This window comes from Streptomyces sp. BB1-1-1, from assembly GCF_031597775.1.
Lineage (GTDB): Bacteria > Actinomycetota > Actinomycetes > Streptomycetales > Streptomycetaceae > Streptomyces > Streptomyces thinghirensis.
Genome location: NZ_CP134203.1, coordinates 3,877,589 through 3,903,104, shown reverse-complemented (window position 1 = coordinate 3,903,104; position 25,516 = coordinate 3,877,589). Strand labels below are relative to the sequence as shown.

The 25,516-nt window shown below is 71.0% G+C and carries 30 protein-coding genes; 19 read left to right on the top strand and 11 right to left on the bottom strand.

Annotated elements, in window-relative coordinates; all coding sequences use genetic code 11:
* Positions 1 to 12: 12 nt before the first annotated feature.
* Positions 13 to 513: a hypothetical protein gene (locus tag RI578_RS17945; protein ID WP_310872009.1), complete on the bottom strand. Its 501-nt coding sequence runs from the start codon at positions 511 to 513 to the stop codon at positions 13 to 15.
* Between RI578_RS17945 and RI578_RS17940 the strand changes: the two genes are divergently transcribed.
* Positions 503 to 757 (top strand): hypothetical protein, encoded by a 255-nt coding sequence (locus RI578_RS17940; protein ID WP_310872008.1) that lies wholly within the window; start codon positions 503 to 505, stop codon positions 755 to 757. The genes RI578_RS17945 and RI578_RS17940 overlap by 11 nt on opposite strands.
* A 61-nt stretch (positions 758 to 818) precedes the next feature.
* Here RI578_RS17940 and rpsN read toward each other — a convergent pair whose 3' ends face one another.
* Both rpsN and rpmB read right to left on the bottom strand, forming a co-directional pair.
* Positions 819 to 1,124 carry a 30S ribosomal protein S14 gene (gene rpsN / locus RI578_RS17935; protein WP_310872007.1) on the bottom strand — a complete coding sequence of 102 codons (306 nt, stop codon included), beginning with the start codon at positions 1,122 to 1,124 and terminating at the stop codon, positions 819 to 821.
* A 24-nt stretch (positions 1,125 to 1,148) separates the two neighbouring features.
* A complete protein-coding gene (gene rpmB, locus RI578_RS17930; protein ID WP_310872006.1) occupies positions 1,149 to 1,385 on the bottom strand; it encodes a 50S ribosomal protein L28 in 237 nt (78 codons plus the stop codon).
* Between the two features lie 71 nt (positions 1,386 to 1,456).
* Here rpmB and rpmG point away from each other — a divergent pair, with 71 nt between their 5' ends.
* The 5 genes from rpmG (at position 1,457) to RI578_RS17905 (ending at position 3,939) form a co-directional block, all read left to right on the top strand.
* Positions 1,457 to 1,621, top strand: a complete 165-nt coding sequence (gene rpmG, locus RI578_RS17925; RefSeq protein ID WP_044382365.1) for a 50S ribosomal protein L33 — start codon at positions 1,457 to 1,459, stop codon at positions 1,619 to 1,621.
* 7 nt (positions 1,622 to 1,628) lie between these two features.
* Positions 1,629 to 1,883, top strand: coding sequence for a type B 50S ribosomal protein L31 (locus RI578_RS17920; RefSeq protein WP_310872005.1), 255 nt, complete (start codon positions 1,629 to 1,631; stop codon positions 1,881 to 1,883).
* Complete coding sequence (locus tag RI578_RS17915; RefSeq protein ID WP_399060542.1) at positions 1,880 to 3,145, top strand: CobW family GTP-binding protein; 1,266 nt, start codon at positions 1,880 to 1,882, stop codon at positions 3,143 to 3,145. The genes RI578_RS17920 and RI578_RS17915 overlap by 4 nt, the downstream gene beginning before the upstream one ends.
* A gap of 5 nt (positions 3,146 to 3,150) precedes the next feature.
* On the top strand, positions 3,151 to 3,384 hold the full coding sequence (gene rpsR / locus RI578_RS17910) for a 30S ribosomal protein S18 (RefSeq protein ID WP_310872004.1): 234 nt from the start codon (positions 3,151 to 3,153) through the stop codon (positions 3,382 to 3,384).
* Between the two features lie 312 nt (positions 3,385 to 3,696).
* A complete protein-coding gene (locus RI578_RS17905) occupies positions 3,697 to 3,939 on the top strand; it encodes a DUF397 domain-containing protein (RefSeq protein ID WP_121748333.1) in 243 nt (80 codons plus the stop codon).
* Between the two features lie 97 nt (positions 3,940 to 4,036).
* Here the strand turns inward: RI578_RS17905 and RI578_RS17900 are convergent, their stop codons facing one another.
* Entirely contained in the window at positions 4,037 to 4,540 is a 504-nt protein-coding gene (locus RI578_RS17900) for an ATP-binding protein (protein ID WP_310872003.1), read from the bottom strand.
* A 377-nt stretch (positions 4,541 to 4,917) separates the two neighbouring features.
* Between RI578_RS17900 and RI578_RS17895 the strand changes: the two genes are divergently transcribed.
* From RI578_RS17895 to RI578_RS17875, 5 genes are all read left to right on the top strand, one after another.
* Entirely contained in the window at positions 4,918 to 5,742 is an 825-nt protein-coding gene (locus RI578_RS17895; RefSeq protein ID WP_310875799.1) for a helix-turn-helix transcriptional regulator, read from the top strand.
* Between the two features lie 75 nt (positions 5,743 to 5,817).
* Positions 5,818 to 7,278, top strand: coding sequence for an aldehyde dehydrogenase family protein (locus RI578_RS17890; protein ID WP_310872002.1), 1,461 nt, complete (start codon positions 5,818 to 5,820; stop codon positions 7,276 to 7,278).
* Between the two features lie 107 nt (positions 7,279 to 7,385).
* A complete protein-coding gene (locus tag RI578_RS17885; protein WP_310872001.1) occupies positions 7,386 to 8,027 on the top strand; it encodes a PadR family transcriptional regulator in 642 nt (213 codons plus the stop codon).
* A 75-nt stretch (positions 8,028 to 8,102) separates the two neighbouring features.
* Positions 8,103 to 9,044: an ATP-binding cassette domain-containing protein gene (locus tag RI578_RS17880; RefSeq protein ID WP_310872000.1), complete on the top strand. Its 942-nt coding sequence runs from the start codon at positions 8,103 to 8,105 to the stop codon at positions 9,042 to 9,044.
* 14 nt (positions 9,045 to 9,058) lie between these two features.
* On the top strand, positions 9,059 to 9,838 hold the full coding sequence (locus tag RI578_RS17875; protein ID WP_310875798.1) for an ABC transporter permease: 780 nt from the start codon (positions 9,059 to 9,061) through the stop codon (positions 9,836 to 9,838).
* A gap of 18 nt (positions 9,839 to 9,856) precedes the next feature.
* Here the strand turns inward: RI578_RS17875 and RI578_RS17870 are convergent, their stop codons facing one another.
* A complete protein-coding gene (locus tag RI578_RS17870; protein ID WP_310871999.1) occupies positions 9,857 to 11,284 on the bottom strand; it encodes a glutamate decarboxylase in 1,428 nt (475 codons plus the stop codon).
* A 99-nt stretch (positions 11,285 to 11,383) separates the two neighbouring features.
* Between RI578_RS17870 and RI578_RS17865 the strand changes: the two genes are divergently transcribed.
* Positions 11,384 to 12,145 (top strand): MerR family transcriptional regulator, encoded by a 762-nt coding sequence (locus tag RI578_RS17865; RefSeq protein WP_310871998.1) that lies wholly within the window; start codon positions 11,384 to 11,386, stop codon positions 12,143 to 12,145.
* Between the two features lie 30 nt (positions 12,146 to 12,175).
* Here RI578_RS17865 and RI578_RS17860 read toward each other — a convergent pair whose 3' ends face one another.
* Positions 12,176 to 12,541: a YbjQ family protein gene (locus tag RI578_RS17860; RefSeq protein ID WP_073726677.1), complete on the bottom strand. Its 366-nt coding sequence runs from the start codon at positions 12,539 to 12,541 to the stop codon at positions 12,176 to 12,178.
* Between the two features lie 136 nt (positions 12,542 to 12,677).
* Here RI578_RS17860 and RI578_RS17855 point away from each other — a divergent pair, with 136 nt between their 5' ends.
* Complete coding sequence (locus RI578_RS17855) at positions 12,678 to 13,562, top strand: VTT domain-containing protein (protein WP_310871997.1); 885 nt, start codon at positions 12,678 to 12,680, stop codon at positions 13,560 to 13,562.
* Positions 13,563 to 13,588: 26 nt separating this feature from the next.
* Here the strand turns inward: RI578_RS17855 and RI578_RS17850 are convergent, their stop codons facing one another.
* Positions 13,589 to 15,298 (bottom strand): threonine/serine exporter family protein, encoded by a 1,710-nt coding sequence (locus RI578_RS17850; protein WP_310871996.1) that lies wholly within the window; start codon positions 15,296 to 15,298, stop codon positions 13,589 to 13,591.
* A gap of 123 nt (positions 15,299 to 15,421) precedes the next feature.
* A complete protein-coding gene (locus RI578_RS17845; RefSeq protein WP_003975424.1) occupies positions 15,422 to 15,913 on the bottom strand; it encodes an inorganic diphosphatase in 492 nt (163 codons plus the stop codon).
* A 79-nt stretch (positions 15,914 to 15,992) separates the two neighbouring features.
* Between RI578_RS17845 and dacB the strand changes: the two genes are divergently transcribed.
* The 6 genes from dacB to folE all read left to right on the top strand — a co-directional run bounded on the left by dacB (position 15,993) and on the right by folE (position 23,744).
* Complete coding sequence (gene dacB / locus RI578_RS17840) at positions 15,993 to 17,588, top strand: D-alanyl-D-alanine carboxypeptidase/D-alanyl-D-alanine-endopeptidase (protein WP_310871995.1); 1,596 nt, start codon at positions 15,993 to 15,995, stop codon at positions 17,586 to 17,588.
* Positions 17,589 to 17,766: 178 nt separating this feature from the next.
* Positions 17,767 to 18,894, top strand: a complete 1,128-nt coding sequence (locus RI578_RS17835) for a zinc-dependent metalloprotease (protein ID WP_310871994.1) — start codon at positions 17,767 to 17,769, stop codon at positions 18,892 to 18,894.
* A gap of 193 nt (positions 18,895 to 19,087) precedes the next feature.
* A complete protein-coding gene (gene tilS / locus RI578_RS17830) occupies positions 19,088 to 20,146 on the top strand; it encodes a tRNA lysidine(34) synthetase TilS (protein WP_310871993.1) in 1,059 nt (352 codons plus the stop codon).
* 95 nt (positions 20,147 to 20,241) lie between these two features.
* On the top strand, positions 20,242 to 20,781 hold the full coding sequence (hpt, locus tag RI578_RS17825) for a hypoxanthine phosphoribosyltransferase (RefSeq protein ID WP_238696629.1): 540 nt from the start codon (positions 20,242 to 20,244) through the stop codon (positions 20,779 to 20,781).
* A gap of 195 nt (positions 20,782 to 20,976) precedes the next feature.
* A complete protein-coding gene (ftsH, locus tag RI578_RS17820; protein ID WP_310875797.1) occupies positions 20,977 to 23,016 on the top strand; it encodes an ATP-dependent zinc metalloprotease FtsH in 2,040 nt (679 codons plus the stop codon).
* Positions 23,017 to 23,138: 122 nt separating this feature from the next.
* On the top strand, positions 23,139 to 23,744 hold the full coding sequence (folE, locus tag RI578_RS17815) for a GTP cyclohydrolase I FolE (RefSeq protein WP_310871992.1): 606 nt from the start codon (positions 23,139 to 23,141) through the stop codon (positions 23,742 to 23,744).
* A gap of 55 nt (positions 23,745 to 23,799) precedes the next feature.
* Here folE and RI578_RS17810 read toward each other — a convergent pair whose 3' ends face one another.
* The 3 genes from RI578_RS17810 to folB are packed head-to-tail and all read right to left on the bottom strand — an operon-like array spanning position 23,800 to position 25,316.
* Entirely contained in the window at positions 23,800 to 24,288 is a 489-nt protein-coding gene (locus RI578_RS17810) for a DUF3180 domain-containing protein (RefSeq protein ID WP_310871991.1), read from the bottom strand.
* A 60-nt stretch (positions 24,289 to 24,348) separates the two neighbouring features.
* Positions 24,349 to 24,960 (bottom strand): 2-amino-4-hydroxy-6-hydroxymethyldihydropteridine diphosphokinase, encoded by a 612-nt coding sequence (gene folK, locus RI578_RS17805; protein ID WP_310871990.1) that lies wholly within the window; start codon positions 24,958 to 24,960, stop codon positions 24,349 to 24,351.
* Positions 24,957 to 25,316, bottom strand: coding sequence for a dihydroneopterin aldolase (gene folB / locus RI578_RS17800; protein WP_310871989.1), 360 nt, complete (start codon positions 25,314 to 25,316; stop codon positions 24,957 to 24,959). Before folB ends, folK begins: the two co-directional genes overlap by 4 nt.
* Positions 25,317 to 25,516: the final 200 nt, after the last annotated feature.

Here is a 25,516-nt window from a genome sequence, read left to right as displayed (position 1 = left end):
TCGCCCCGGCGGTCAGGAGCCGAGGCCGGCCGTCGGCAGTCCGGGCGGCAGCGACCCGCCCTCCGACTTGGTGTACGTCTCCTCGCCGAGGCCGCCCTGCCACGTCACCTTGAGGGACGTCCCGTCGACCGACTCGACGGTGCCGGTCGCCCGGTCGTCGCTGCCGTCGGTGCACTTCAGGCGGATCGTCCGGGTGCCGGAGTCCTCGCCCGCGGTGCCGCTGCACACGGTCCCGCCGGTGGCGAAGAGGGCGGTCTTGTCGCCGGTGACCATCAGCGCGACGGCCTGGCCGTCGGTGGTGGCCAGCCAGCTGCCCTCCAGTTCACCCGCGGCGGCGGACGGCGATCCGCCGCTGCCGCCACCCGGGTCCGTGCTCGCGGACGCGGAGGCGCTGGGCGCGGCCGAGGACTTGTCGCCCCCGCCCGAGCCGCCGTCGTCGGAGTCGCCGTCGTCGGTGCACGCGGTCAGCGCCAGTGCGCCCACCAGCCCGACGGCCACGGCGGTGGCCCGCACGGACCGACGGGCCGCCCACCCGCGCCGTTCCCGCGCTCCCGCGGCTCTACTCGTCGCGTTCGCCGTACTCGTTGCGCTCGCCGTACTCGCCGTACTCGCCGTACTCGCCGTACTCGCCGTACTCGCCGTACTCGCCGTACTCGCCGTACTCGCCGTACTCGCCGTACTCGCCGTACTCGCCGTACTCGCCGCGTTCGCCGTGCTCTCCGCAGTCACCAGTGTCACCGGAAGCTCCAAGCTGTAGCCGGACGGCCGGGTCGGCCCCAAGACAGCCGCAAGCTACCAGGACGACCAACCAGGACGACCTACCAGGACGACTTGCGAACTCCCGGCAGATATCCGGCGTGTGCCTGCCCACGCAGGTTCACCCGGGACAGCCCGAAGACGCGGAAGTAGCCGCGTGGGCGCCCGTCGACCTGGTCGCGGTTGCGCACGCGCGTGGGGCTCGCGTCGCGGGGCTGCCGGCGCAGTTCCCGCTGTGCGGCGAGCCGTTCGGCCTCCGTGGAGGACGGCCGGCGGACGATCTCCTTCAACTCGGCCCGGCGCGCGGCGTACCGCGCGACGGTCTCCTGCCGCTGCTCGTTCTTCGCGATCTTGCTCTTCTTCGCCATCGGATCCTCAGCCCCTCGGTCCTCTTAGACCTTCACCCCGCGCGCGCGGATGCGCGCCACGGCCGCCTCGACGCCGATCGCGTCGACCGTCTTGATCGCCTTCGTGCTCAGCCGCAGCCGTACGTGCCGGCTCTCGCTCGGCAGCCAGTAGCGCTTGGTCTGGATGTTGGGGTCGAAGCGGCGGGAGGTCCGCCGGTGGGAGTGGGAGATGCGGTTGCCGAAGCCGGGCTGGGTGCCGGTCAGCATGCAGTGGGCGGACACGGTGACGTACCTCTCCTTCGGACCGGACGGTCCTAGCTGTTAATGGAATTCATTTTCAGTAAGATACCAGCATGGCACGCAACGAACTCCGTCCGGTCATCAAACTCCGGTCCACCGCCGGGACCGGCTTCACCTACGTCACCCGCAAGAACCGCCGCAACGACCCGGACCGGCTGACCCTGCGCAAGTACGACCCGGTCGCCGGCCGTCACGTCGACTTCCGAGAGGAGCGCTGACCCCGCCATGCGCAAGGGAATCCACCCCGAGTACCGCCCGGTCGTCTTCCGCGACCGCGCCGCGGACTACGCCTTCCTCACCCGCTCGACCATGACCAGCGAGCGCACGATCGAGTGGGAGGACGGCCAGACCTACCCGGTCGTCGACGTCGAGATCTCGAACGTCAGCCACCCCTTCTACACCGGCACCGCCCGCGTCCTGGACACGGCCGGCCGCGTGGAGCGCTTCGAGCGGCGGTACGGAAAGCGGGACGGGGCATGAGCGGGCCGGACCACCCGGGCCACTCGGACCGCCCGGACCACCGGGGTCGCCCGGACGACCCGGGCCACCCCGGCCACCCCGCCCTGCCGGTGGTGATCGTCGGCGGGCTGCACGCCGACGCCCGCAGGGCGGCCGTGGCCCGGCTGCTGGCCGACGTGCCCGGCAGCGTCGTCCTCCACCACGACCTGGCGACGGCCACCGCGGGCACGGTCGTCCGGACCGTCCGGGACGCCACCGGCATCCTGTCCGCCGGTGAGGCGCCCCTGGTGAACGACTGCGCCTGCTGCGCCCTGCGCGAGGACCTCGTCCCCGAGCTGGAGCGGCTCGCGGACGCCGGAGGCACCCCGCTGGCGGTCGTCGAGCTGTGGGACTCCGTCGAGCCCAAGGCCATGGCGGAGGTGGTGACGGCCGGCGGCTTCACCGTCACCGGCGTGATCACCGCCGTCGACCCGGCGCTGGTGCTGCCGTACCTCGGCAACGGCGACGACCTCGCCGAGGGCGGCCTCGCCGCCGCGGCCACCGACCAGCGCACCGTCGCCGACACCTTCGCGCGCCAACTGGAGTACGCACCCGTCCTCGCCCTCGCCGAGTCCCTCCCCGGCTCCCCGGAGGCCGACGACGAGGACCGCGAGCTGCTGGCCCAACTGCATCCGACGGCCCGCCGGGTCCCCATCGGACACGGCCACGGCCACGGCGACGGCCCGGCGGGCACCCCCGCCGCGCCCTCGGAGCTGGCGCGGGCCGCCCTCGCCGGCTTCGACGTGGAGGCCGCGGCGGCGGCCCAGCACCCGGCCTGCGCCCTGCTGCCCGCCGAGGCCGACGCGCACGGCGTCGCCACCCTCGTCTGGCACCGGCGCCGCCCCTTCCACCCGGAGCGGCTGTACGCGGCGCTGGAGGACCTGACCTGCGCCGCCGCCCGCAGCCGGGGCCGGTTCTGGCTCGCCGGCAAGGCGGACACGCTGCTGCACTGGGACGCCGCGGGCGGCGCCCTGTGCGTGGAGAGCGCGGGGCCGTGGCTCGCGTCGCTGCCCGACGCCGCCTGGGAACTGGTCCCGCCGGTGCGCCGCGCCGCCGCCGCGCTGGACTGGCACCCCGAGCACGGCGACCGCTGCCAGCACCTGGTCTTCACGTCCCCCGGACTCGACCGCGACGGCCTGGAACGGCTCCTGGAGTCCTGCCTGCTGACCGACGCCGAGTACGCCGCGGGGCAGGCCGCCTGGGAGCGGCTGCCGCCCGCCTTCGACACCCTCCTGGAGGTCTGACCCCCATGCCACGCAAGAGCGACCGCAAGCCCGCCGGGAAGCGGCCCAACCCGCTGGACCAGGCCGGAGTGACGTACATCGACTACAAGGACACCGACCTGCTGCGGAAGTTCATCTCCGACCGAGGCAAGATCCGCAGCCGTCGCGTCACCCGCGTGACGTCCCAGCAGCAGCGGCAGCTGGCCAGGGCGATCAAGAACGCGCGCGAGATGGCGCTGCTGCCGTACGGCATGCGCTGACCTGCGCGCTCGTACCTCGTCCCGCCGCATCACACCGGGGCCCGCTCAGAGGAGCGGGCCCCGGTGTTGTCGCATGTTGTTGAGTGTTCATGGAATCCGGGGGCATACGCGGGAACGACTTCTCGGGAGCGGGCGTCAGAGAGGGCAAGGGCTTTCGGTGGGGAGCGGCCCTTGTGGGGCTGTAACCGCGAGAACACCGCGCGTGCACGTGCATTTGCTCATGCATCTGCACGGGGAACAGGGTTATGATCCGGATCAGTTGACCACTGCATCAATGGCCACATCAGCCAGTGCACCACCGGGGAGCGACCTGTGGACCACGACGTGTACAACGGCATGGCCGCCACGCAACTGCACGACGTGGCCTGGCAGAAGAGCCGGCACAGCAACTCGCAGGGGTCCTGCGTGGAGTTCGCGCGGTTGCCCGACGGCGGCGTGGCGGTGCGCAACTCCCGCTTCCCCGACGGTCCCGCGCTCGTCTACACGCGCGCCGAGATCGAGGCCATGCTGCTGGGTGTCAAGGACGGCGAGTTCGACCACCTGATCGCGAGCTGACACGCGTGGACGCGAGCTGACACGCGTAGACGCGAACTGACACACGTAGGGCTGACACGCGTAGAACCGCGGCGCGGGCGGGCGTCGCGGTTCGTCGTCACTCGTAGGTGGGCCGGTCCGTCATGTCGTCGGGCTTGTGGAGCCGGAACAGGGCCCAGACCACCTTGCCGTCGAGCGTCCCGGCGAGCGGGTGCCAGCCCCAGCTGTCGCTGAAGGAGTCGACGAGGAACAGGCCCCGGCCCGACTCCGCCGAGAAGTCGTCCGTCTCGCGGGCCACCGGACTGTCGTGACTGGGGTCGCGCACCGCGCACACCAGGCGCTCGGTCCAGCGCATCAGATGCAGCCGGACGGGGCCGTTCTGCTCCCCGTGCCGAGGGGTGTCGGCCGGCAGCGCGTGGCGCAGGGCGTTGGTGACGAGTTCGGAGACCACCAGGCAGATGTCGTCGAAGCGGTCGCCCGCGTCCCAGCCGTCGAGCGTTCTGCGGGTGAATCTCCGGGCCTCGCGGACCGCTTCGTAACGCGGCGGCAGGGCGCAGGAGGCGGCGTTGGACACGGCCGCGGGGTCGAGTGGCGGAAGGCCCTGCCGTAACGGCTCGAGCATGGTCGATCCATTCGTCCCCATGCGAGGCACTCCCGGGAATTCGCGGTCGTAGCGATGCGGCGCGGTGGTGCGGGACCATGGTTTCGGATGCGTACCGCAGATGCAAGGGCAGATGCACGTGCACGTGACCGAAATGGACCTGCCCGTACCGCTTGTTGGTCAATTTTTCCGTCATCTTCGCCCCCTCTTCATCTCGCGAGGCGGCCACTTCCTGCCCGCTCCGTGCATGATCCCGAGCGTTTCCTTTGGCGCGATTCCGTTTCCGTAACCGGACGAGTACTGCTCGGAGTGTTTTAGTGGCAGACTTCGGCCCCTGAAGACGGTTGGGGAGGCTGGCGAACGTGAGCGCGGGAGAGCCCGGATCGGTGGTGCGGCGCATGCTGCTCGGATCACAACTCAGGCGACTGCGTGAGACGCGGGGGATCACGCGGGAGGCGGCGGGCTACTCGATCCGCGCCTCGGAGTCGAAGATCAGCCGGATGGAGTTGGGCCGGGTGAGCTTCAAGACGAGGGACGTCGAGGACCTGCTGACGCTGTACGGCATCACGGACGAGCAGGAGCGCGCCTCCCTGCTGTCCCTGGCCAAGGAGGCCAATGTCGCCGGCTGGTGGCACAGCTACTCCGACGTACTGCCCAGCTGGTTCCCCACCTATGTGGGCCTGGAAGGCGCCGCCTCGCTGATCCGGGTCTACGAGGTCCAGTTCGTGCACGGCCTGCTGCAGACCGAGGAGTACGCCCGCGCGGTCGTCCGGCGCGGCATGAAGGGCGCCGGCGAGGCGGACGTCGAACGGCGGGTGGCGCTGCGCCTGGAGCGGCAGAAGCACCTCGTCGCCGAGAACGCTCCCGAGTTCCACATCGTCCTGGACGAGGCCGCGCTGCGCCGCCCGTACGGCGACCGCGAGGTGATGCGCGGGCAGCTCCAGCACCTCATCGAGATGTCCGAACACCCCAATGTGCGGCTGCAGATCATGCCGTTCGGCTTCGGCGGGCACTCCGGCGAGAGTGGCGCGTTCACGATCCTCAGCTTCCCCGAGTCCGACCTGTCGGACGTCGTCTACCTGGAGCAGCTGACGAGCGCGCTGTACCTCGACAAGCACGAGGACGTCACCCAGTACGAGACGGCGCTGAAGGAACTCCAGCAGGACAGCCCGGGGCCGGACGAGAGCCGGGACCTTCTGCGGGGGCTCCTCCAACTCTCCTGAAACGTAAGTACGATGACGCTCAATCAGGCGGCTCGCTCGCGGCGGCTGCGGCAGCTAAGGGGATTGAGGGATCACATGTCGTCGTACTTCACCGACCTCGCCCAGCAGTACATCGACGGCGAGTGGCGCCCGGGCACCGGTTCCTGGGACATCATCGACTTCAACCCGTACGACAACGAGAAGCTGGCCTCGGTCACGATAGCCACGGTCGACGAGGTCGACGCCGCGTACCGGGCGGCCGAGCGCGCGCAGAAGCAGTGGGCGGCGACGAACCCGTACGCGCGCCGCGCGGTGTTCGAGAAGGTGCTGCGCCTCGTGGAGGACCGCGAGGCGGAGATCAGCGAGGCGATCATCGCCGAGCTGGGCGGCACCCGCCTGAAGGCCGCCTTCGAGCTGCACCTCGCCAAGGAGTTCCTGCGCGAGGCGGTCCACCTGTCGCTGCGCCCCGAGGGCCGGATCATCCCCTCGCCGGTCGACGGCAAGGAGAACCGCGTCTACCGGGTGCCGGTCGGTGTCGTGGGCGTCATCAGCCCCTTCAACTTCCCCTTCCTCCTCTCCCTGAAGTCGGTCGCCCCGGCCCTCGCCCTCGGCAACGGCGTCGTCCTCAAGCCGCACCAGAACACGCCGATCGTCGGCGGCACCCTGATCGCGAAGCTCTTCGAGGACGCCGGCCTGCCCGGCGGCCTGCTGAACGTGGTCGTCACCGACATCGCGGAGATCGGCGACGCCTTCCTGGAGCACCCGGTCCCCAAGGTGATCTCCTTCACCGGCTCCGACAAGGTCGGCCGCCACGTGGCCACCGTGTGCGCCGCGAACTTCAAGCGCTCGGTCCTCGAACTCGGCGGCAACAGCGCCCTCGTGGTCCTCGACGACGCCGACGTCGACTACGCGGTCGACGCCGCGGTCTTCAGCCGCTTCGTCCACCAGGGCCAGGTCTGCATGGCCGCCAACCGGGTCCTGGTCGACCGCTCGGTGGCCGACGAGTTCACCGAGAAGTTCGTCGCCAAGGTCAAGTCCCTCAAGGCCGGCGACCCGCGCGACCCGTCGACCGTCATCGGCCCGGTGATCAACTCCTCGCAGGCGGACGCCCTCTCGGGCGTCGTCGAGCAGGCGCTGGCCGAGGGCGCCACCGCCCTGGTGCGCGGCACCACCACGGACAACCTCGTCGAGCCGTCCGTCCTGACCGGCCTGCCCGCCGACTCCGCGCTGCTCCAGCAGGAGGTCTTCGGCCCGGTCGCCTTCCTCGTCCCGTTCGACGGCGAGGAGGAGGCCGTACGCCTCGTCAACGACACCCCGTACGGCCTGAGCGGCGCCGTGCACACCGGGAACGTCGAGCGCGGCGTCAACTTCGCCAAGCAGATCGACACCGGCATGTTCCACGTGAACGACGGGACCGTGCACGACGAGCCGATCGTGCCCTTCGGCGGCGAGAAGCACTCCGGCGTCGGCCGCCTCAACGGCGACACCATGCTGGACGCCTTCACCACCCAGAAGTGGATCTCGGTACAGCACGGCCGGAGCGGGTTCCCGTTCTGAGCGTCCCGAGGCCGCCGAGAACCTGAGCGGCCCGGCGTGAGCGCACCGCCTTGACATGGGCCGGACCGCGTGCCCGGTCCGGCCCTCTTGCCGCCTAACCTGGACCCATGTCAGTGATCCGTCTCCTGGTGCTCGGCGCGGTCCGCCAGCACGGGCGGGCCCATGGCTACCAGGTGCGCAACGACCTGGAGTACTGGGGCGCGCACGAGTGGTCCAACGCCAAGCCCGGCTCGATCTACCACGCGCTGAAGCAGATGGCCAAGCAGGGCCTGCTGCACGCGCACGAGATCGCCCCGTCGACCGCCGGCGGGCCACCGCGCACCGAGTACGAGATCACGGAGAAGGGGACCGAGGAGTTCTTCGGTCTCCTGCGCGCGTCCCTGACCGCCTACGACCAGAAGCCGGACGTGCTCTCCGCCGGGCTCGGCCTGATGGTCGACCTCGAACGCGACGAGGTGCTGGCGCTGCTGGAGGAGCGGGTCCGGGCCATCCGGGAGTGGCGCAAGTCCGTCACCGACTACTACACGCCCGAGGAGGGCCCGGAGCAGCTCGGGCACATCGGCGAGATCATGAACCTCTGGGTGCACTCCGCCGACACCGGCGCCGAGTGGACCCGCGCGCTCATCGAGCGCATCCGCGGCGGCGCGTACACGTTCGCCGGGGAGGGCGAGCCCTTCGTCGGCGTCCTCGGCGAGGGCGAGGAGAACCCGTTCGCGGCGGGGGAGCGGCATCCGGGAGATCTCGACTAATCAAGTTTGACTAAGCCGGACGGCGGGCATAAGCTCCCGAGCTGGTAGTCAAGTTTGACTAATCGAGGAGTGGTAGTGACCGACGCGGCGATCACCGTCGAAGGGGCACGCAAGAAATACGGCAGCAAGGACGCGCTGGACGGACTCGACCTCACGGTCACACGCGGCACGGTCCACGGCGTACTGGGCCCGAACGGCGCGGGCAAGACGACGCTGGTCCGGATCCTGTCCACCCTCCTGCGTCCCGACGCGGGCCGGGTCGAGGTGGCCGGGCGCGACATCCTCACCCAGGCGTACGCCGTACGGCTGCGCATCGGACTGCTCGGCCAGCACGCGGCGCTCGACGAGGAACTCGGCGGCCGGCAGAACCTGGAGATGTTCGGCCGCCTGCACCACCTGGGCGCCCGGCGGGCACGCGCGCGTGCCGACGAACTGCTCGCCCGCTTCGACCTCACCGACACCGGGCGCAAACCGGTCGGTGCCTACAGCGGCGGTATGCGGCGCCGCCTGGACCTCGCCGCGTCCCTGATCACCGAACCGGAGGTGCTCTTCCTGGACGAGCCGACCACCGGCCTCGACCCGCGCGGCCGCGCCGAGGTGTGGGACTCGGTCCGCTCCCTGGTCGACGGCGGTACGACGGTCCTGCTCACCACCCAGTACCTGGAGGAGGCCGACCAGCTCGCCGACCGCATCTCGGTCGTCGACGCCGGCCGGGTCGTCGCCGACGGCACCGCGGACGAACTGAAGGCCGCCACCGGCGGCGACCGCGTCGACGTCGTCCTGCGCGACGCCGGACAACTGACCGCCGCGGCGGCCCTGCTGCCCCTCACCGGCGTCCGCGTCGACCCCGACCGCCGGCTGCTCAGCGCGCCGGTCACCGACCGCATGGCGGCGCTCTCCGGCGTCGTACGGGCGCTGGAGGTGGCCGGTCTGGAGGCGGAGGACGTGGCCCTGCGCCGCCCGACCCTGGACGAGGTGTTCCTGCACCTCACCGACCGCACCAAGGAGGCCGTGTGAGTACGAGCACCGTCATGAACACCGTCACCAACCCCGCGACGTACGCCCTGACCGACTCCTGGACCATGACCCGCCGTGAACTGGTCCGCTGGGCGCGGCAGCCGGTCGCGGTGGTCGTCAACCTGGTCTTCCCGGTGATGCTGCTGCTGATGTTCGGCTACCTGGTCGGCGGCGGCCGGGGCGTGAGCGGCGCCTACCTCGACTACCTCGTCCCCGGCATGCTGGCCCTCACCATGGCCTTCGGCCTGGAGGGCACGATGGTCGCCGTCACCCGGGATCTCGAGAAGGGCGTCGTCGACCGCTTCCGTTCCCTGCCGATGGCCAACGGCGCGGTGCTGGTGGGCCGTTCGGCCGCCGACATGATCCAGTCGGCGCTCGGCCTCACGGTGCTGATCGCCGTCGGGTACGCGCTCGGCTGGCGGGCGCAGGGCGGCCCCGGCGCCTTCCTGGGGGCGGTGGGCCTGCTGCTGCTCTTCCGGTTCGCGATGCTGTGGATCGGCATCTTCCTGGCGCTGGTGGCCGGGAAGCCGGAGCTGGTGCAGGCGGTGCAGATCCTGGTCTGGCCGGTCGGCTTCCTCTCCAACGCCTTCGCCACGCCGGAGGCCATGCCGGGCTGGCTCGGCACGGTCGTCCAGTGGAACCCGATGTCCCAGACCGCCACGGCCGTACGCGACCTGTTCGGCGGCCCCGGCGGCGAGCCCGGCCACGTCTGGGCGGCGGTCGCCTGGCCGCTGGCCCTGCTCGCGGTGTTCTTCCCGCTGGCGGTACGGAGGTTCGCGCGCCTCAGCCGATAGCCGCCCCGGGAGTGCCCCCTAGTGGTGGAAACCGGTCGCCGCGCCCTTGTCACCGGTCAGCGGGCGCGGCTGCCGGCGCAGCGAGGGCAGCAGCCGCTCCAGCTCCTCCGCCAGCAGGTCGGCCATGTCGGCCGAGAAGCCGTTGCGGCACACCACGCGCAGCACGGACAGGTCCTGGCGGTGCGGCGGGAAGGTGTACGCGGGCACCAGCCAGCCGCCCTCCCGCAGCCGCCGGGAGACGTCGAACACGTCGTACGCCGTCACGTCGTCGGACGTCGTGAAGGCGAACACCGGCAGCTGGTCGCCGCGCGTGAGCAGCCGGAAGTCGCCGAGCGCCGCCACCCGGTCGGCGAGCCCCCGCGCGATGTCCCGTGAGGCCTGCTGCACCGCCCGGTAGCCCTCGCGGCCCAGCCGCAGGAAGGTGTAGTACTGCGCGACCACCTGCGCGCCGGGCCGGGAGAAGTTCAGCGCGAAGGTCGGCATGTCGCCGCCCAGGTAGTTGACCCGGAAGACCAGCTCCTCCGGCAGCGCCTCCGCGTCCCGCCACAGCGCCCAGCCGACGCCGGGGTAGACGAGGCCGTACTTGTGCCCCGAGGTGTTGATCGAGGCGACCCTCGGCAGCCGGAAGTCCCACACCAGGTCCTCGTCGAGGAAGGGCGCGACCATGGCACCGGAGGCCCCGTCGACGTGCACCGGGATGTCCAGCCCGGCCCGTTCCTGGAGCGCGTCCAGGGCCGCGCACAGGTCGGCGACCGGCTCGTAGGACCCGTCGAAGGTGGACCCGAGGATGCCGACGACGCCGATGGTGTTCTCGTCGCACAGCTCGGCGGCCGCCTGCGGATCGAGATGGAAGCGGTCGCCCTCCATGGGCACCTGCCGGGCCTCCACCTCCCAGAAGTTGCAGAACTTATCCCAGCAGACCTGGACGTTCACGCCCATGACGAGGTTGGGCCGCACGTCCTTCGCCGGATACCGGCCGGCGTTGCGCAGCGCCCACCGCCGCTTCAGCGCCATCCCGGCCAGCATGCACGCCTCGCTCGATCCGGTCGTCGAACAGCCCACCACCGCCGAGGGGTCGGGCGCGTGCCACAGGTCGGCGAGCATCGCCACACAGCGCCGCTCCAGCTCGGCGGTGCGGGGATACTCGTCCTTGTCGATCATGTTCTTGTCCCGGCACTCGCTCATCAGCACCCCGGCCTGCGGCTCCATCCAGGTGGTGACGAAGGTGGCCAGGTTCAGCCGCGCGTTGCCGTCCAGCATCAGCTCGTCGTGGACCAGCCGGTACGCCGTCTCCGGGGGCAGCGGGGAGTCGGGGAGCCGGTGGGTCGGCGGCGCCTCCGTCATGCCGCCGAGGGGGTTCGTCGCCCCGTGGAACGGGTTGACGGCGAGCCGGCGCCGGTCACGGTCGTCGTCGTGGGACGCGTGGGGGCCCTGGTGCAGTGGCATGCAGACGACGGTAGGTCCGTGGACCGGGCCCCGCACTCGGGCTTGCACCTCACGTCACGTGAGGCGGCAGCGTGGAGGGCGTCAGAGGAAGGAGCGGAAGTGAGCTACTCCGTAGGACAGGTCGCCGGCTTCGCCGGAGTGACGGTGCGCACCCTGCACCACTACGACGACATCGGCCTGCTCGTACCCAGCGAGCGCAGCCACGCGGGCCACCGGCGTTACAACGACGCCGACCTCGACCGGCTGCAGCAGATCCTGTTCTACCGGGAGCTGGGCTTCCCGCTCGACGAGGTCGCCGCCCTGCTCGACGACCCGGATGTGGACCCGCGCGCGCACCTGCGCCGCCAGCACGAGTTGCTGACCGCCCGGATCGAGAAGCTGGAGAAGATGGCGGCGGCCGTTGAGCAGGCCATGGAGGCACGCAGCATGGGCATCAACCTCACGCCCGAGGAGAAGTTCGAGGTCTTCGGCGACTTCGACCCCGACGAGTACCAGGAGGAGGTCCAGGAACGCTGGGGCGACACCGACGCCTACCGCCAGTCGCGGCAGAAGACCGCCTCGTACACCAAGGAGGACTGGCAGCGCATCCAGGACGAGGCCGACGAGCTCACCCGGCGCTTCGTCGCCCTGATGGACGCCGGTGAGCCCGCCGATTCCGAGGCGGCCATGGACGTCGCCGAGGACCACCGGCAGGGGATCGCCCGCAATCACTACGACTGCGGGTACGAGATGCACACCTGCCTGGGCGAGATGTACGTGTCGGACGAACGTTTCACGCGAAACATCGACGCCGCGGGGCCGGGCCTCGCCGCCTACATGCGCGACGCGATCCTCGCGAACGCCGTCCGGCACACTCCCTGAGCGCCTTGAGCGGTGGTCGTGGCCCGGGTCTCACTCCCGGGCCACGACCACCGCCGTCCCGTACGCGCACACCTCGGTGCCCACGTCCGCGGCCGCCGTCACGTCGAAGCGGAACGCCAGCACCGCGTTGGCGCCACGCGCGCGTGCCTGCTCGACCAGGCGCTCCATCGCCTCGTTGCGGGTCTCGACCAGCGTCTTCGTGAGCCCGCGCAGCTCACCGCCGACCATCGACTTCAGCCCGGCACCGATCTGGCTCCCCAGGTGCCGGGAGCGCACGGTCAGTCCGAAGACCTCCCCGAGCACCTCCTGCACGCGATGGCCCGGCAGGTCGTTCGTGGTCACGACGAGCACCTCGGGCCCGGGGCCCTGTCCGCCGCCGTATTCTTCAATACCCATGGTTCTCAGGTTTCCCCGGGGAACGTCACAGTGCACCCCCAGGACTCCCGTGGAACCTGGAACGCCACGGCTGCGTTATACGTTTGGGCAGCCAGGTCCCAGCCCGCCTCCCCCCAGCAGCAGGAGCCACAATCCCGTGACCACCCTTGCGCTCGGCCCCGAGTGGCTCAGCCCGGACTACCTGATCGAGACCTTCGCTCTGCCGGGCATCCTGCTCATCGTCTTCGCCGAGTCCGGACTCTTCGCGTTCCTGCCCGGCGACTCGCTGCTGTTCACCGCGGGCCTCTTCGTCGCCCAGGGCGAGTACATCAGCCAGCCGCTGTGGCTGGTGTGCACCCTGATCGTGCTGGCCGCCGTCATCGGCGACCAAGTGGGCTACATGATCGGCAAGTTCCTCGGTCCCAAGCTCTTCAACCGCCCCAACTCCAAGCTCTTCAAACAGGAGAACCTGGACAAGGCCCACGAGTTCATGGAGAAGTACGGGCCCAAGGCGATCGTCCTGGCCCGCTTCGTGCCGATCGTGCGCACCTTCGCCCCCATCGTGGCGGGCGCCGGCCGCATGAAGTACCGCACCTTCCTGACGTACAACATCATCGGTGGCGTGGCCTGGGGCTCCGGCGTCACCCTCGCGGGCTACTGGCTCGGCCAGATCGAGTTCATCCGGACCAACGTCGAGCCGATCCTGGTCCTGATCGTCGTGCTCTCGGTCGTCCCGATCGCCATCGAGTACCTCCGCGAACGCGGCAAGAAGAAGCGCGCCGCCGCCGAGCCGCAGCCGACGCCGGTGCAGCAGCAGTACCAGCAGCCCCAGTACCCGGTCATGGACGACGCCACGACCCAGCTCCGCAGGGTGGACCCGTACCCGCCCCAGCAGCAGTACCAGCAGCCGCAGCAGCAGCCGTACGACCAGCCCTACGGCCAGCAGCAGCCGTACGCCCAGCAGTACCCGCAGAACTACGGTCAGCAGCCGTACGGCGACCAGCAGGGCGGGGGACAGTCCCCCTACAACCAGGGGTACTGAGGTTCCCCGCCCGTAGGTACCCGGCGCTAGAACCCTCGCGTCCGCTTCGCCGCCCGGCGTCCCGCGGCACTCGCGGCGCCGGGCACCTTCAGGAACAGCCGCGAGATCTCCCCACCGAGGTTCACCCCGATGGCGATGGCCATGGCGAGCGCCACGGCCGTCGACAGGGACACGAGCCCCTTGTCGACCTCGCTCTGCGCGATCGCCAGCAGCCCGAAGTACGTCGCCGAACCGGGCAGCAGCGGCCCGATGGCCGCGGTCGTGTACGGCAGCGCCGACGCGAACCGGTACCGGGACATCAGCTGCCCGAACAGGCCCACCAGCCCCGCCGCGGCGGCCGTGGACGCCACCGGCGAGATGTCACCGGCGATGTGCATCGCGCCGTACACGCTCCAGGCGACGCCCCCGTTGAGGGTGACCGCCAGTACGGTGGATCGTTCCTGCTGGAGCAGGATCGCGAAGGCCAGCGACAGCAGCATCGACGCGCCGATCTGGACGAGGGGCTCGTCGCCCGTGCCCAGCTGGGCGTCCGGATTGAGCTCGGCGCCCAGCTGGACGCCGAAGTACAGCACGACCAGCACCCCGGCGACGATGCTCACGAAGAAGTACATGACCTCCAGCAGGCGCGCCGCGGCGGTGATGTAGAAGCCGGTCAGTCCGTCCTGCACCCCCGCGACCAGCGCCCGCCCCGGCAGCAGCGCGAACAGGCCACCGGTGATGACCGCCGACGCCTTCACGTCGACATGGACCAGCGTCAGCGCGATCCCCATCGCGGCCGGCGGCATCGCGGCCACCGCGAACTGGTAGAACTCCGGCAGCCCGCGCCCGGCGCACAGCCAGGCCAGCCGGTCGCCGAGCATCGAGCCCAGCATGGCCGCGACGAACACGGTCAGCCCACCGCCGACGAGCACGGATGCCGCGCCCGCGAGCAGTCCGCTCGCCGTGGTCAGCACCCAGGTGGGGTACGGGTGCCGGTTGCGGCGCATCTCCGCGAGGCGCCGGTAGGCCTCCTCCAGGGAGATGTTCGTGTCCGGGTCGCTGAGGTCGTCCACCAGGTGGAAGACGGCCGCGAGCCGCGTGTAGTCGGTGCCCCGGCGGCGGACCGTCCGGGAGGCCGTCACCGGGTCCTCGACCAGGGACGGCTGGTGGGAGATCGAGAGCAGAGTGAAGGTGACGTTCGGCTCGCAGCGGTCCAGGCCGTAGGACCGGCAGACGGCGAACATCGCCGCCTCCACGTCCTCGGCGCCCTCACCGCCCGCCAGCAGCAGCTCCCCGATACGCAGGGTCAGGTCGAGCACGCGCGGGACGGCCGGGCCGGTGTCGTCGTCGTGCCGCTGCGCCGTCTCGGGCGCGGGCCGCTCGGCCACCGGCATGCGCAGCATCGTGCGCATCCGGTCCTGCCAGGGCACGTCCGTGAGGTTCACCGCCGGGAAGCCGCTCGCCGGAGTGAACGCGGCCGGCGCGGTCCAGGCGTGGTACGTGCTGGGCGTGGTGAACGCCGACCCCTCGTCCTCCGCGGGCGCCGCCGGGAGCGTGTCCAGCCCCTCCGGCAGCGAGAACTCCGAAGTCGTCTCGGACTCCGAGCCGGCGTGCCGCGGGACGGCCAGCCCCTGCGGGATCTCGAACTCGGACGTCGTCGACGACTCGCCGTCGATCGACGCCGCGACTGAGCCGGGCGGCCGGAAGGCACTGCGGGCCTCGTCCGACTGCGGCTTGCGGTCCTCCGCCTCCGTCACCTGCGCAACGCTCCCTGATCCGTACACACCCTCCTGCCTGTAGCCCTCAGTATGCGCAGCCAAACGTGAACGGGCCGCACGCGTCATGCGTGCGGCCCGTTACGGAAGTGACCTGATCAGTGATCAGTGGCCGCCCTGGTCCTTGAAGCGCTTGTAGGACCGCTCGATCTCGGCCTCGGCCTCGGTGCGGCCCACCCAGTCGGCGCCCTCGACGGACTTGCCGGGCTCCAGGTCCTTGTAGACCTCGAAGAAGTGCTGGATCTCCAGGCGGTCGAACTCCGACACGTGGTGGATGTCACGCAGGTGCTCCACGCGCGGGTCGGTCGACGGCACGCACAGCAGCTTGTCGTCGCCGCCGGCCTCGTCCGTCATCCGGAACATGCCGATCGCGCGGCAGCGGATGAGGCAGCCCGGGAAGGTCGGCTCGTCCAGGATGACCAGCGCGTCCAGCGGGTCGCCGTCCTCGCCGAGGGTGTTCTCGACGAAGCCGTAGTCGGTCGGGTAGGCGGTCGAGGTGAAGAGGCGGCGGTCCAGGCGGATACGACCGGTCTCGTGGTCCACCTCGTACTTGTTCCGCGAACCCTTCGGGATCTCGATCGTGACGTCGAACTCCACCGGACGCTCCTCCATGATCAGCACATAGTTCTGGTGATTAAGTGTCCCTCACGCAGGTGTGTGATCGCGAAAGGGGCTGGTGATAGTGCCAGAGCTGAGGCCTTGGCGGGCCGCGAGACCGCACGTGGTGCGCGCCGCGGGCGTCGTACGTCCGCGCCTGGCACGCGCCGCGCGGGCCGCCAAACCGCGGTTCGCGCGGTTCGCGCGGGCCACGGCGCCGCAGCTCGCCCGGGTCACGCGGCCGAAGACCTGGCAGTACACCGCCGGCGCCGCCACCGCCGGGCTGGCTCTCGCCGCCGGTGTGGTGACCGCCGCCGGCCCCTGGGACTCCACGGGTCAGCGTACGGCCGAGCGGGACCGGGCCGTCGCCCTGGAGCGCACGGGTGGCGTAGATCACGGCCGCGGATCCGGTACGACGTCCGGGGCGCCCCGCCCCGCGCCCAGCGCCGACTCCGTCCTGGCGGGCCTCGGCGACGACTCCGGCGGAGTACCGGGCGGGGCCAAGGCGGCGCCGACCGCCAAGGCCCTCGCGGACGTCCTCGGGCCCCTCCTCGACGACCCGGCGCTCGGCACCCACCGGGGGGCGGCCGTCGTCGACCTCACCACCGGCAAGCGCCTGTACGGCCGCGGCGCCGACACGGCGCTCACCCCCGCCTCCACCACCAAGATCGCCACCGCCGTCGCCGCCCTCACCGCCCTCGGCCCCGACCACCGCCTCACCACCCGCACCGCCCTGGAGGCCGACACCGGCGAACTCGTCCTGGTCGGCGGCGGCGACCCCACCCTCACCGCGCGCAAGGACGCCAGAGGCCTCGCGAGCCTGCGCACCCTCGCCGAGAAGACGGCCACCGCCCTGAAGAAGCGGGACGTGCGCAAGGTGACGCTGTCCTACGACACGACGCTCTACGCCGGTACGGAAACGCACCCGATCGGGGTCAACGAGAACCTCGCCCGCGTCACCGCCCTGATGGCCGACGAGGCCCGTACGGACGACTCCACCAGCGGCCCCGCCCCGCGCGTGCCCGACCCGGCCGCCGACGCAGCCCGCACCTTCGCCGGCTTCCTGAAGCGGCACGGCATCACCGCGTCGCCCCCCGGCCCCTCCAAGGCGACCGACCGCGCCGACACCCTCGCCACCGTCTCCTCGCCCCCACTGGCGTCCCTGGTCGAGCGGATGCTGACCAACAGCGACAACGACATCGCCGAGGCCCTGGCCCGCCACACGGCCCTGGCGTCCGGCGAGGCCGCAGACTTCGACGGGGTCTCCGCCGCCGTTCCGGCCCGCCTGAAGCAGCTGGGCCTGCCCGTGCGCGGCGCTCGCTTCCACGACGGCAGCGGCCTGGACCGCACCGACCGGATCACCGCCGAGCTGCTCACCGCCCTGCTGGCCAAGGCCGCCGACCCGGACCGGCCCGAGCTCCGCCCCGTCCTCACCGGCCTCCCCGTCGCCGGCTTCACCGGCACGCTGACCAGCCGCTACACGGACGGCGCGGCCGGCCTGGTCCGCGCCAAGACCGGCACCCTGACGGGCGTCAACACCCTCGCCGGCACCATGGTCACCGAAGAGGGCCGCCTCCTGGGCTTCGCCTTCCTGGCCTCGGACACGACGGACGCGTGGGCGGCCCAGAACACCCTGGACCGCTTGGCGACGACCCTGGCGTCCGGCTCCGCCTAGCTGCGGGCGGTCGCGCGCCGCACCGCCGTGGGCAGTCGTTCCGCAGGGCGGAACGGGTGGGCACGGCCCACAACGCCGGGTGCGCTTCCAACGGACTCCGGCCCTTGCCAACCCCACCGCCCACCCCGGCGCCCCGCACAGCCTGCCCCCAGCGGCAGCGCTCACGTACCGTTGACGCATGACGAGCATCGGCGCATCTTCCGGCATGGTCGACTGGAACCTCGCGGTGGCGACCGCGACCCGGCTCGTACGGCCGGGACCCGAGGTGAGCCGCGACGAGGCCAGGGCCGTCGTCGCGGAACTCCGCCGCCATGCCAAGGTCTCGGAGGAACACGTCCGAGGCTTCACCCGTATGGCCACCGACGAGATCCACGACACCCCCGTCCTCGTCGTCGACCGCCCCGGCTGGGTCCGGGCGAACGTCGCCGGGTTCCGGGAGATCCTCAAGCCCCTGCTGGAGAAGATGCAGGAGCGGCGCGGCGACGGCGCGGGCAACGCGGTCCTCGGTGCCGTCGGCGGCAAGGTCACCGGCGTGGAGCTGGGCATGCTGCTGTCGTTCCTGTCCTCGCGCGTCCTCGGCCAGTACGAGACCTTCGCCCCGGCCACCCGCGAACTCCCCGCCGGTGCGAACGGCGGCGGCCGGCTGCTGCTCGTCGCGCCGAACATCGTGCACGTGGAGCGCGAACTGGACGTCGAGCCCCACGACTTCCGCCTGTGGGTCTGCCTGCACGAGGAGACGCACCGCACGCAGTTCACCGCGGTGCCCTGGCTGCGCGACCACCTGGAGGGCGAAATCCAGTCGTTCCTCGCGGAGACCGACGTCGACCCCATGACCGTGCTGGAGCGGGTCCGCGAGGCCGCCCAGACGCTCGCCGGGGGCCGCCCCGAGGCCGAGGAGGACGACGGCGGCCGGTCGCTGGTGGAGCTGGTGCAGACCCCGGCCCAGCGGGAGGTCCTCGGCCGGCTCACCGCCGTGATGTCCCTGCTGGAGGGGCACGCCGACTTCGTGATGGACGGCGTCGGCCCGGCGGTCGTGCCGAGCGTCGGGGAGATCCGCGAGAAGTTCCAGCAGCGCCGCGCCAAGGGCGCCTCCCGCCTCGACCTGGCGCTGCGCAAGCTGCTCGGCCTGGACGCCAAGCTCCGCCAGTACCGGGACGGCGAACGCTTCGTGCGGGCCGTCGTCGACGAGTGCGGCATGGACGGTTTCAACCGCGTCTGGACCTCGCCCAACACCCTCCCCACCAAGTCGGAGATCGCCAAACCGGCGGACTGGATCGCGCGGGTGCACCGCAAGCCGGAGTCGTGAGCCCCGCGGAGGGGGCGTGAAACGAATCCGGCCGACGGCAGTCGAACGCCCCTCCAATCACCCGTCCGAGGGACCGTAAGCCCTCGACAGGCGTGCGATGCTCGGGGAACGGCCCGTTTCTGTCACCATCTACACACTCTGAGTGACCGAATCTCGGGCTCACCCCCCGACAACTTCATGAAGGGCACCGGACATGGGTCCCCATCCTGCGGTCGCGGCGATACGCCTGGCGGTCCGCCGCGTCCTCCACGACATCCTCACCGAACTGAAAACCACGGCCGGCGTTCCCGCCGCGACGGCCGCCGACCGCGTGCCGGACCGCGAGGCCGGACTCCCGGCGTCGCCGCTCGTGCTCGTGGCCTGCTCCGGCGGCGCCGACTCCATGGCACTCGCCTCCGCCCTCGCCTTCGAGGCCCCCCGCCTCGGCATCCGCGCCGGCGGCGTCACCGTCGACCACGGCCTGCAGAACGGCTCGGACCTGCGCGCCGAAGAGGTCGTCCTGCGCCTGCGCGAACTCGGCCTGGACCCCGTCGAGGCCACCGCCGTGACCGTCGGCCGCGGGGGCGGGCCCGAAGCCGCCGCCCGCGACGCCCGCTACGCCGCCCTGGACGCCGCCGCCGCCCGCCACGGCGCCGCCGCCGTCCTGCTCGGCCACACCCGCGACGACCAGGCCGAGACCGTCCTGCTGGGCCTCGCCCGCGGCTCCGGCATCCGCTCCCTGTCGGGCATGGCCGCGGTCTCGGGGGCCGGCGGCCGTTACCGGCGCCCCTTCCTCCAGGTCGACCGGCAGACCGCCCGCAAGGCCTGCATGGTCCAGTCCCTGCCCGTCTGGGACGACCCGCACAACGCCGACCCGGCGTACACCCGCTCCCGGCTGCGCCACGAGGGCCTGCCCGCCCTGGAGAAGGCGCTCGGCAAGGGCGTCGTCGAGGCCCTCGCCCGTACGGCGCAACTCTCCCGGGACGACGCCGACGCCCTCGACACCTGGGCCCGCCAGGCCGAGGCCGGTGTCCGCGACGCGCGGGGCATGCTGGAGTGCGCCAAGCTCTACGCCCTCCCGCCCGCCGTACGCCGCCGGATCCTGCGCCGCGCCGCCATCGAGGCCGGCGCCCCCGCGGGTGCGCTGTTCGCCCGCCACATCGAGGAAATCGACCGGCTGATCACCGGCTGGCGCGGTCAGGGGGCCATCAACCTCCCCGGCAAAGTCGTCGCCCAGCGGCAGGGTGGCAGACTGGTGATTCGGCAAGGCTGAATCCGGACCCCCCCACCGATCCGCGTACGGATCGCCGGGGCGCTCCGGAGTGGCCGGTGGGACGACCGAAAGTGATGCGGGTGGACGCGAACGACATGGGTGCCGACCTCGAGAAGGTACTCATCACCAAGGAAGAGATCGACGCGAAGCTGGCCGAGCTGGCCGCGAAGATCGACGCGGAGTACGCGGGCAAGGACCTGCTCATCGTCGGTGTCCTCAAGGGCGCCGTGATGGTCATGGCGGACCTCGCCCGGTCGCTGTCCACCCCTGTCACGATGGACTGGATGGCGGTGTCCTCGTACGGCGCGGGCACCCAGTCCTCCGGCGTGGTGCGGATCCTCAAGGACCTCGACACCGACATCAAGGGCAGGCACGTCCTGATCGTCGAGGACATCATCGACTCCGGCCTGACCCTGTCCTGGCTGATCTCCAACCTCGGCTCGCGCGAGCCCGCCTCCCTCAAGGTGTGCACGCTGCTGCGCAAGCCGGACGCCGCGAAGGTCGCCATCGACGTGGAGTGGGTCGGATTCGACATCCCCAACGAGTTCGTCGTCGGCTACGGCCTCGACTACGCAGAGAAGTACCGGAACCTCCCGTTCGTGGGTACGCTCGCGCCCCACGTCTACGGCGGCTGACACGGCCTCGTAGCGGGCTCCACGGCGTTTCGGGGGGTTACCGGGAACCCCGGAGGCCTCCGCGCCGTTGGAGCATGCAGACGGGAAGCCAGCGGTCCCGTGCGGCTGACGGCCGCCGGGCTGGGGTACCGTCAGAAGAACTGTCTTATCAAACTCACTATGGCAGGAGGGACGGGGCGGCACCGCTCCGTGTGGATGGACGTGAAGCGATACTTCCGTGGGCCAATCATGTGGATCGTGCTGGCCGTCCTTGCCGTGGTCGTGTTGATGCAGGTCGTCGGCTCGTCCGGCGGCTACAAGACGGTGGACACTGGCCAGGTCGTCCAGGCGATCAACGACAACAGGGTCGAGTCGGCCAAGCTGACCACCGGCGACGAGCAGAACATCAAGGTTCAGCTCAAGGACGGCGAAAAGGTCGAGGGCAGCTCGAAGATCCAGGCGAGCTACATCGGCGACCAGGGCGTGACCCTCGCCAGCACGCTGCAGAACAAGTACCAGGACAAGCAGATCCCCGACGGCTACACGGTGTCGCCGTCGAAGCAGAACCCGTTCGTCGGGCTTCTGATCACCCTGCTTCCGTTCGTCCTCATCGTGGTCATCTTCCTGTTCCTGATGAACCAGATGCAGGGCGGCGGCTCCCGCGTCATGAACTTCGGCAAGTCCAAGGCGAAGCTCATCACCAAGGACACCCCGAAGACGACGTTCTCGGACGTCGCCGGCTCGGACGAGGCCGTCGAGGAACTCCACGAGATCAAGGAGTTCCTGCAGGAGCCGGCCAAGTTCCAGGCCGTCGGCGCCAAGATCCCCAAGGGCGTGCTGCTGTACGGCCCGCCCGGCACCGGCAAGACCCTGCTCGCGCGTGCCGTCGCGGGCGAGGCGGGCGTGCCGTTCTACTCGATCTCCGGTTCCGACTTCGTCGAGATGTTCGTCGGTGTCGGTGCCTCCCGGGTCCGTGACCTGTTCGAGCAGGCCAAGGCGAACGCGCCCGCCATCGTCTTCGTCGACGAGATCGACGCGGTCGGCCGCCACCGCGGCGCCGGCCTCGGCGGCGGTCACGACGAGCGTGAGCAGACGCTGAACCAGCTGCTCGTCGAGATGGACGGCTTCGACGTCAAGGGCGGCGTGATCCTCATCGCCGCGACGAACCGTCCGGACATCCTCGACCCGGCGCTGCTGCGCCCCGGCCGCTTCGACCGGCAGATCGCCGTCGACCGTCCGGACATGCAGGGCCGTCTGGAGATCCTCAAGGTTCATCAGAAGGGCAAGCCGGTCGCTCCCGACGTCGACCTGTCGGCCGTCGCCCGCCGTACGCCCGGCATGACCGGTGCCGATCTGGCCAACGTGCTGAACGAGGCCGCCCTGCTGACGGCCCGCAGCGACCAGAAGCTGATCGACAACCACATGCTGGACGAGGCGATCGACCGTGTGGTCGCGGGCCCGCAGAAGCGGACCCGGATCATGTCGGACAAGGAGAAGAAGATCACCGCGTACCACGAGGGCGGACACGCCCTGGTCGCGGCGGCCTCACCGAACTCCGATCCGGTCCACAAGATCACGATCCTGTCGAGAGGCCGGGCCCTCGGTTACACGATGGTGCTCCCGGACGAGGACAAGTACTCGACCACGCGCAACGAGATGCTCGACCAGCTCGCCTACATGCTGGGCGGCCGCGCGGCCGAGGAACTGGTCTTCCACGACCCGACGACGGGTGCCGCCAACGACATCGAGAAGGCCACCAGCGTGGCCCGCGCGATGGTCACTCAGTACGGCATGACCGAGCGTCTCGGCGCGATCAAGTTCGGCGGCGACAACAGCGAGCCGTTCCTGGGTCGTGAGATGGGTCACCAGCGCGACTACTCGGAAGAGGTCGCCGCGCTGGTCGACGAAGAGGTCAAGAAGCTCATCGAGACGGCGCACAACGAGGCCTGGGAGATCCTGGTCGAGAACCGCGACGTCCTCGACAACCTCGTCCTCGCCCTGCTGGAGAAGGAGACGCTCGGCAAGGAGGAGATCGCCGAGGTCTTCGCCCAGATCGTCAAGCGCCCGGCCCGGCCCGCCTGGACCGGCTCCTCCCGCCGCACGCCCTCGACCCGTCCGCCGGTGCTCTCCCCGAAGGAGCTCGCCCTGACGAACGGAGCGAACGGCGCGCCGGCGGCGATCTCCACCGCCAAGAGCACCACGCCGGAGCCGGCCCCGGCTCCGGAACGAGCCCCGGAGGAACGCCCGGAGAGCTGACCCAGCCACTCCCGGCGGCCCCACCAGGCCCGGAATGTATGCCGCGCCCCCCAGGTTCTAGCCTTGGGGGGTGCGGCATTTCCGTATGCCGACCGCAGGACAGGACAGGAACGAGGCACCAGATGACCGACCCCGTGACGCTGGACGGCGAGGGCCAGATCGGCGAGTTCGACGAGAAGCGGGCCGAGAACGCCGTACGCGAACTGCTGATCGCGGTCGGCGAGGACCCGGACCGCGAGGGTCTGCGGGAGACGCCGGCGCGCGTGGCGCGGGCGTACAAGGAGATTTTCGCGGGGCTGTGGCAGGAGCCCGGGGACGTGCTGACGACGACGTTCGACCTCGGGCACGACGAGATGGTCCTGGTGAAGGACATCGAGGTGTTCTCGACCTGCGAGCACCACCTGGTGCCGTTCCGCGGCGTGGCGCACGTCGGCTACATCCCGTCCACCAACGGCAAGATCACCGGTCTGTCCAAGCTGGCGCGTCTCGTGGACGTCTATGCCCGCCGCCCGCAGGTGCAGGAACGTCTCACCACGCAGATCGCGGACTCCCTGATGGAGATCCTGGAGCCGCGCGGTGTGATCGTCGTCGTGGAGTGCGAGCACATGTGCATGTCGATGCGCGGCATTCGCAAGCCCGGCGCGAAGACCCTGACGTCGGCGGTGCGCGGCCAGCTGCGCGACGTCGCCACGCGCAACGAGGCGATGAGCCTGATAATGGCGCGCTGACGCCCGTCGGCGCCGAGCCTGGCGGACCGCACGCGGCCGTCGGCGCGGAGGCGGGTCAGGCCGCCGTGGCCGCGCCCGGGTGGTCGTCGTCCTCGTCCTCCGGGAGCTTGCAGACGCGCTCCAGGAAGATCGCGGCCGCTATCACGCCGATGCCCGCCACGACCGAGAAGCCGGCGTAGATGGCCTGGTCGCGGCGGGCCGGGACGTCGAGGTACTCCAGCAGGAAGGCGCCCATGCCGCCGTACATACCGGCGACGAGGGCGGCCACCAGGGCGCTGGCCTGGCCGAAGACGACCGCACGGGCCGCCATCATCGGGTCGACGCCCTTGGCGTCCGGGACACGGTCCCGCTGGGCCTTCAGACGGGCGCGGATCGACAGGGCCGTCGCCAGCAGGATCACGGCGATCAGCGCGAGCACGACGGGGGCGGCCAGGGGGACGCTCGGGAGAGTCCCGATCGAGTTCCACAGACGGGCGCCCGCCCAGGACAGGATCCCGGCCACGACGAACACGCCGGCCAGCACCCTGATGCGCAACTCTTTCACGGTGTCCCGGTGTCCCTTCGGTTCCCCTGCGTGGCCGTCCGACCCTGTCGACCTTAACGACTACTCGGGCAGCCGGAGTTCCAGGTCGGCGCGGGGCGCGATGCCGTCCCTGGTGACGGAGTCCAGGAGGTCGGCGACCGGGCCGTGTCCGGGCAGCTGGGCCCCGGGGTCCACGTCGTGCCAGGGGGCGAGCACGAAGGCGCGTTCGTGGGCGCGCGGGTGGGGCAGGGTGAGGTGCGGGTCGTCGGAGACGACCTCGGCGTAGGCGACGATGTCGACGTCGAGGGTGCGCGGGCCCCAGCGCTCGTCGCGGACGCGGTGGAAGGCCTCCTCCACGGCGTGCGCCCGCTCCAGCAGGGAGGACGGGGGCAGGGTGGTCTTGAGGATCACGACCGCGTTGAAGTACGACGGCTGGCTGTCGGGGTCGACGCCCCACGGCTCCGTCTCGTACACCGGCGAGACTTCTTTGACCCGCACGCCCGGGGTGTCCTCCAGCGCGTCGATGGCGCCCTGGAGGGTCTCCAGGCGGTTGCCGAGGTTGGCGCCGAGGGCGATCACCGCGCGCTTGGGGTTGGACAGCGTGGTGTCGGCGGCGTCGACCTGCTCGATGACGGAGGCGGGCACCGGCTGTACGGTCGGGTCGCTGGGACCCTTGGTGAAGGGGGCGCTCATACACGGCTCCGGATGATGGTGACGGTCACGTCGTTGAAGGGGACGGTGATCGGAGCGTCCGGCTTGTGGACGCAGACCTCGACCTCCTCGACCCCTTCGTGTTTCAGGCAGACCTGGGCGATGCGCTCGGCGAGCGTCTCGACCAGGTTGACGGGCTCGCCCTCGACCACGGCCACGACCTCCTCGGCCACGATGCCGTAGTGCACGGTCTTCGCCAGGTCGTCGTCGGCCGCGGCCGGTCGGGTGTCCAGGCCAAGGACGATGTCCACGAGGAAGGTCTGGCCGTCCTCGCGCTCCTTGGGGAACACACCGTGGTGCCCGCGGGCCTTGAGGCCGCGCAGCGCGACACGATCCACGCGAATCACTCCTGCAGTCGTCGGTCTCGGCCGGTGCGCACCGCGTGCGGGCGGTACGCCGACCTCAGTCGAATCTACCCGCGGGCACCGACAGTGCCGGGCCACGGGGGGTGTGGGGCCGGGTGGAGGCCAGGAGGTTTCACCGTGCGTTTGCCCTGGCGGTCCCGGTGGATCACGGGTTGGTAGCCGCCCATACCCGC

Excerpts from the sequence above, each read along its gene's own strand:
- RI578_RS17875 (WP_310875798.1), top strand. The coding sequence starts at position 9,059 with ATGAACACCGTCACCAACCCCGCGACGTACGCCCTGACCGACTCCTGG.
- RI578_RS17870 (WP_310871999.1), bottom strand. The coding sequence starts at position 11,284 with ATGCCACTGCACCAGGGCCCCCACGCGTCCCACGACGACGACCGTGAC.
- RI578_RS17890 (WP_310872002.1), top strand. The coding sequence starts at position 5,818 with ATGTCGTCGTACTTCACCGACCTCGCCCAGCAGTACATCGACGGCGAG.
- rpmG (WP_044382365.1), top strand. The coding sequence starts at position 1,457 with ATGGCACGCAACGAACTCCGTCCGGTCATCAAACTCCGGTCCACCGCC.
- folK (WP_310871990.1), bottom strand. The coding sequence starts at position 24,960 with ATGAGCGCCCCCTTCACCAAGGGTCCCAGCGACCCGACCGTACAGCCG.
- ftsH (WP_310875797.1), top strand. The coding sequence starts at position 20,977 with ATGGACGTGAAGCGATACTTCCGTGGGCCAATCATGTGGATCGTGCTG.
- RI578_RS17895 (WP_310875799.1), top strand. The coding sequence starts at position 4,918 with ATGCTGCTCGGATCACAACTCAGGCGACTGCGTGAGACGCGGGGGATC.
- RI578_RS17835 (WP_310871994.1), top strand. The coding sequence starts at position 17,767 with ATGACGAGCATCGGCGCATCTTCCGGCATGGTCGACTGGAACCTCGCG.
- RI578_RS17915 (WP_399060542.1), top strand. The coding sequence starts at position 1,880 with ATGAGCGGGCCGGACCACCCGGGCCACTCGGACCGCCCGGACCACCGG.
- RI578_RS17885 (WP_310872001.1), top strand. The coding sequence starts at position 7,386 with ATGTCAGTGATCCGTCTCCTGGTGCTCGGCGCGGTCCGCCAGCACGGG.
- rpsN (WP_310872007.1), bottom strand. The coding sequence starts at position 1,124 with ATGGCGAAGAAGAGCAAGATCGCGAAGAACGAGCAGCGGCAGGAGACC.
- folE (WP_310871992.1), top strand. The coding sequence starts at position 23,139 with ATGACCGACCCCGTGACGCTGGACGGCGAGGGCCAGATCGGCGAGTTC.
- RI578_RS17860 (WP_073726677.1), bottom strand. The coding sequence starts at position 12,541 with ATGGGTATTGAAGAATACGGCGGCGGACAGGGCCCCGGGCCCGAGGTG.
- hpt (WP_238696629.1), top strand. The coding sequence starts at position 20,242 with ATGGGTGCCGACCTCGAGAAGGTACTCATCACCAAGGAAGAGATCGAC.
- RI578_RS17900 (WP_310872003.1), bottom strand. The coding sequence starts at position 4,540 with ATGCTCGAGCCGTTACGGCAGGGCCTTCCGCCACTCGACCCCGCGGCC.
- RI578_RS17920 (WP_310872005.1), top strand. The coding sequence starts at position 1,629 with ATGCGCAAGGGAATCCACCCCGAGTACCGCCCGGTCGTCTTCCGCGAC.
- tilS (WP_310871993.1), top strand. The coding sequence starts at position 19,088 with ATGGGTCCCCATCCTGCGGTCGCGGCGATACGCCTGGCGGTCCGCCGC.
- rpsR (WP_310872004.1), top strand. The coding sequence starts at position 3,151 with ATGCCACGCAAGAGCGACCGCAAGCCCGCCGGGAAGCGGCCCAACCCG.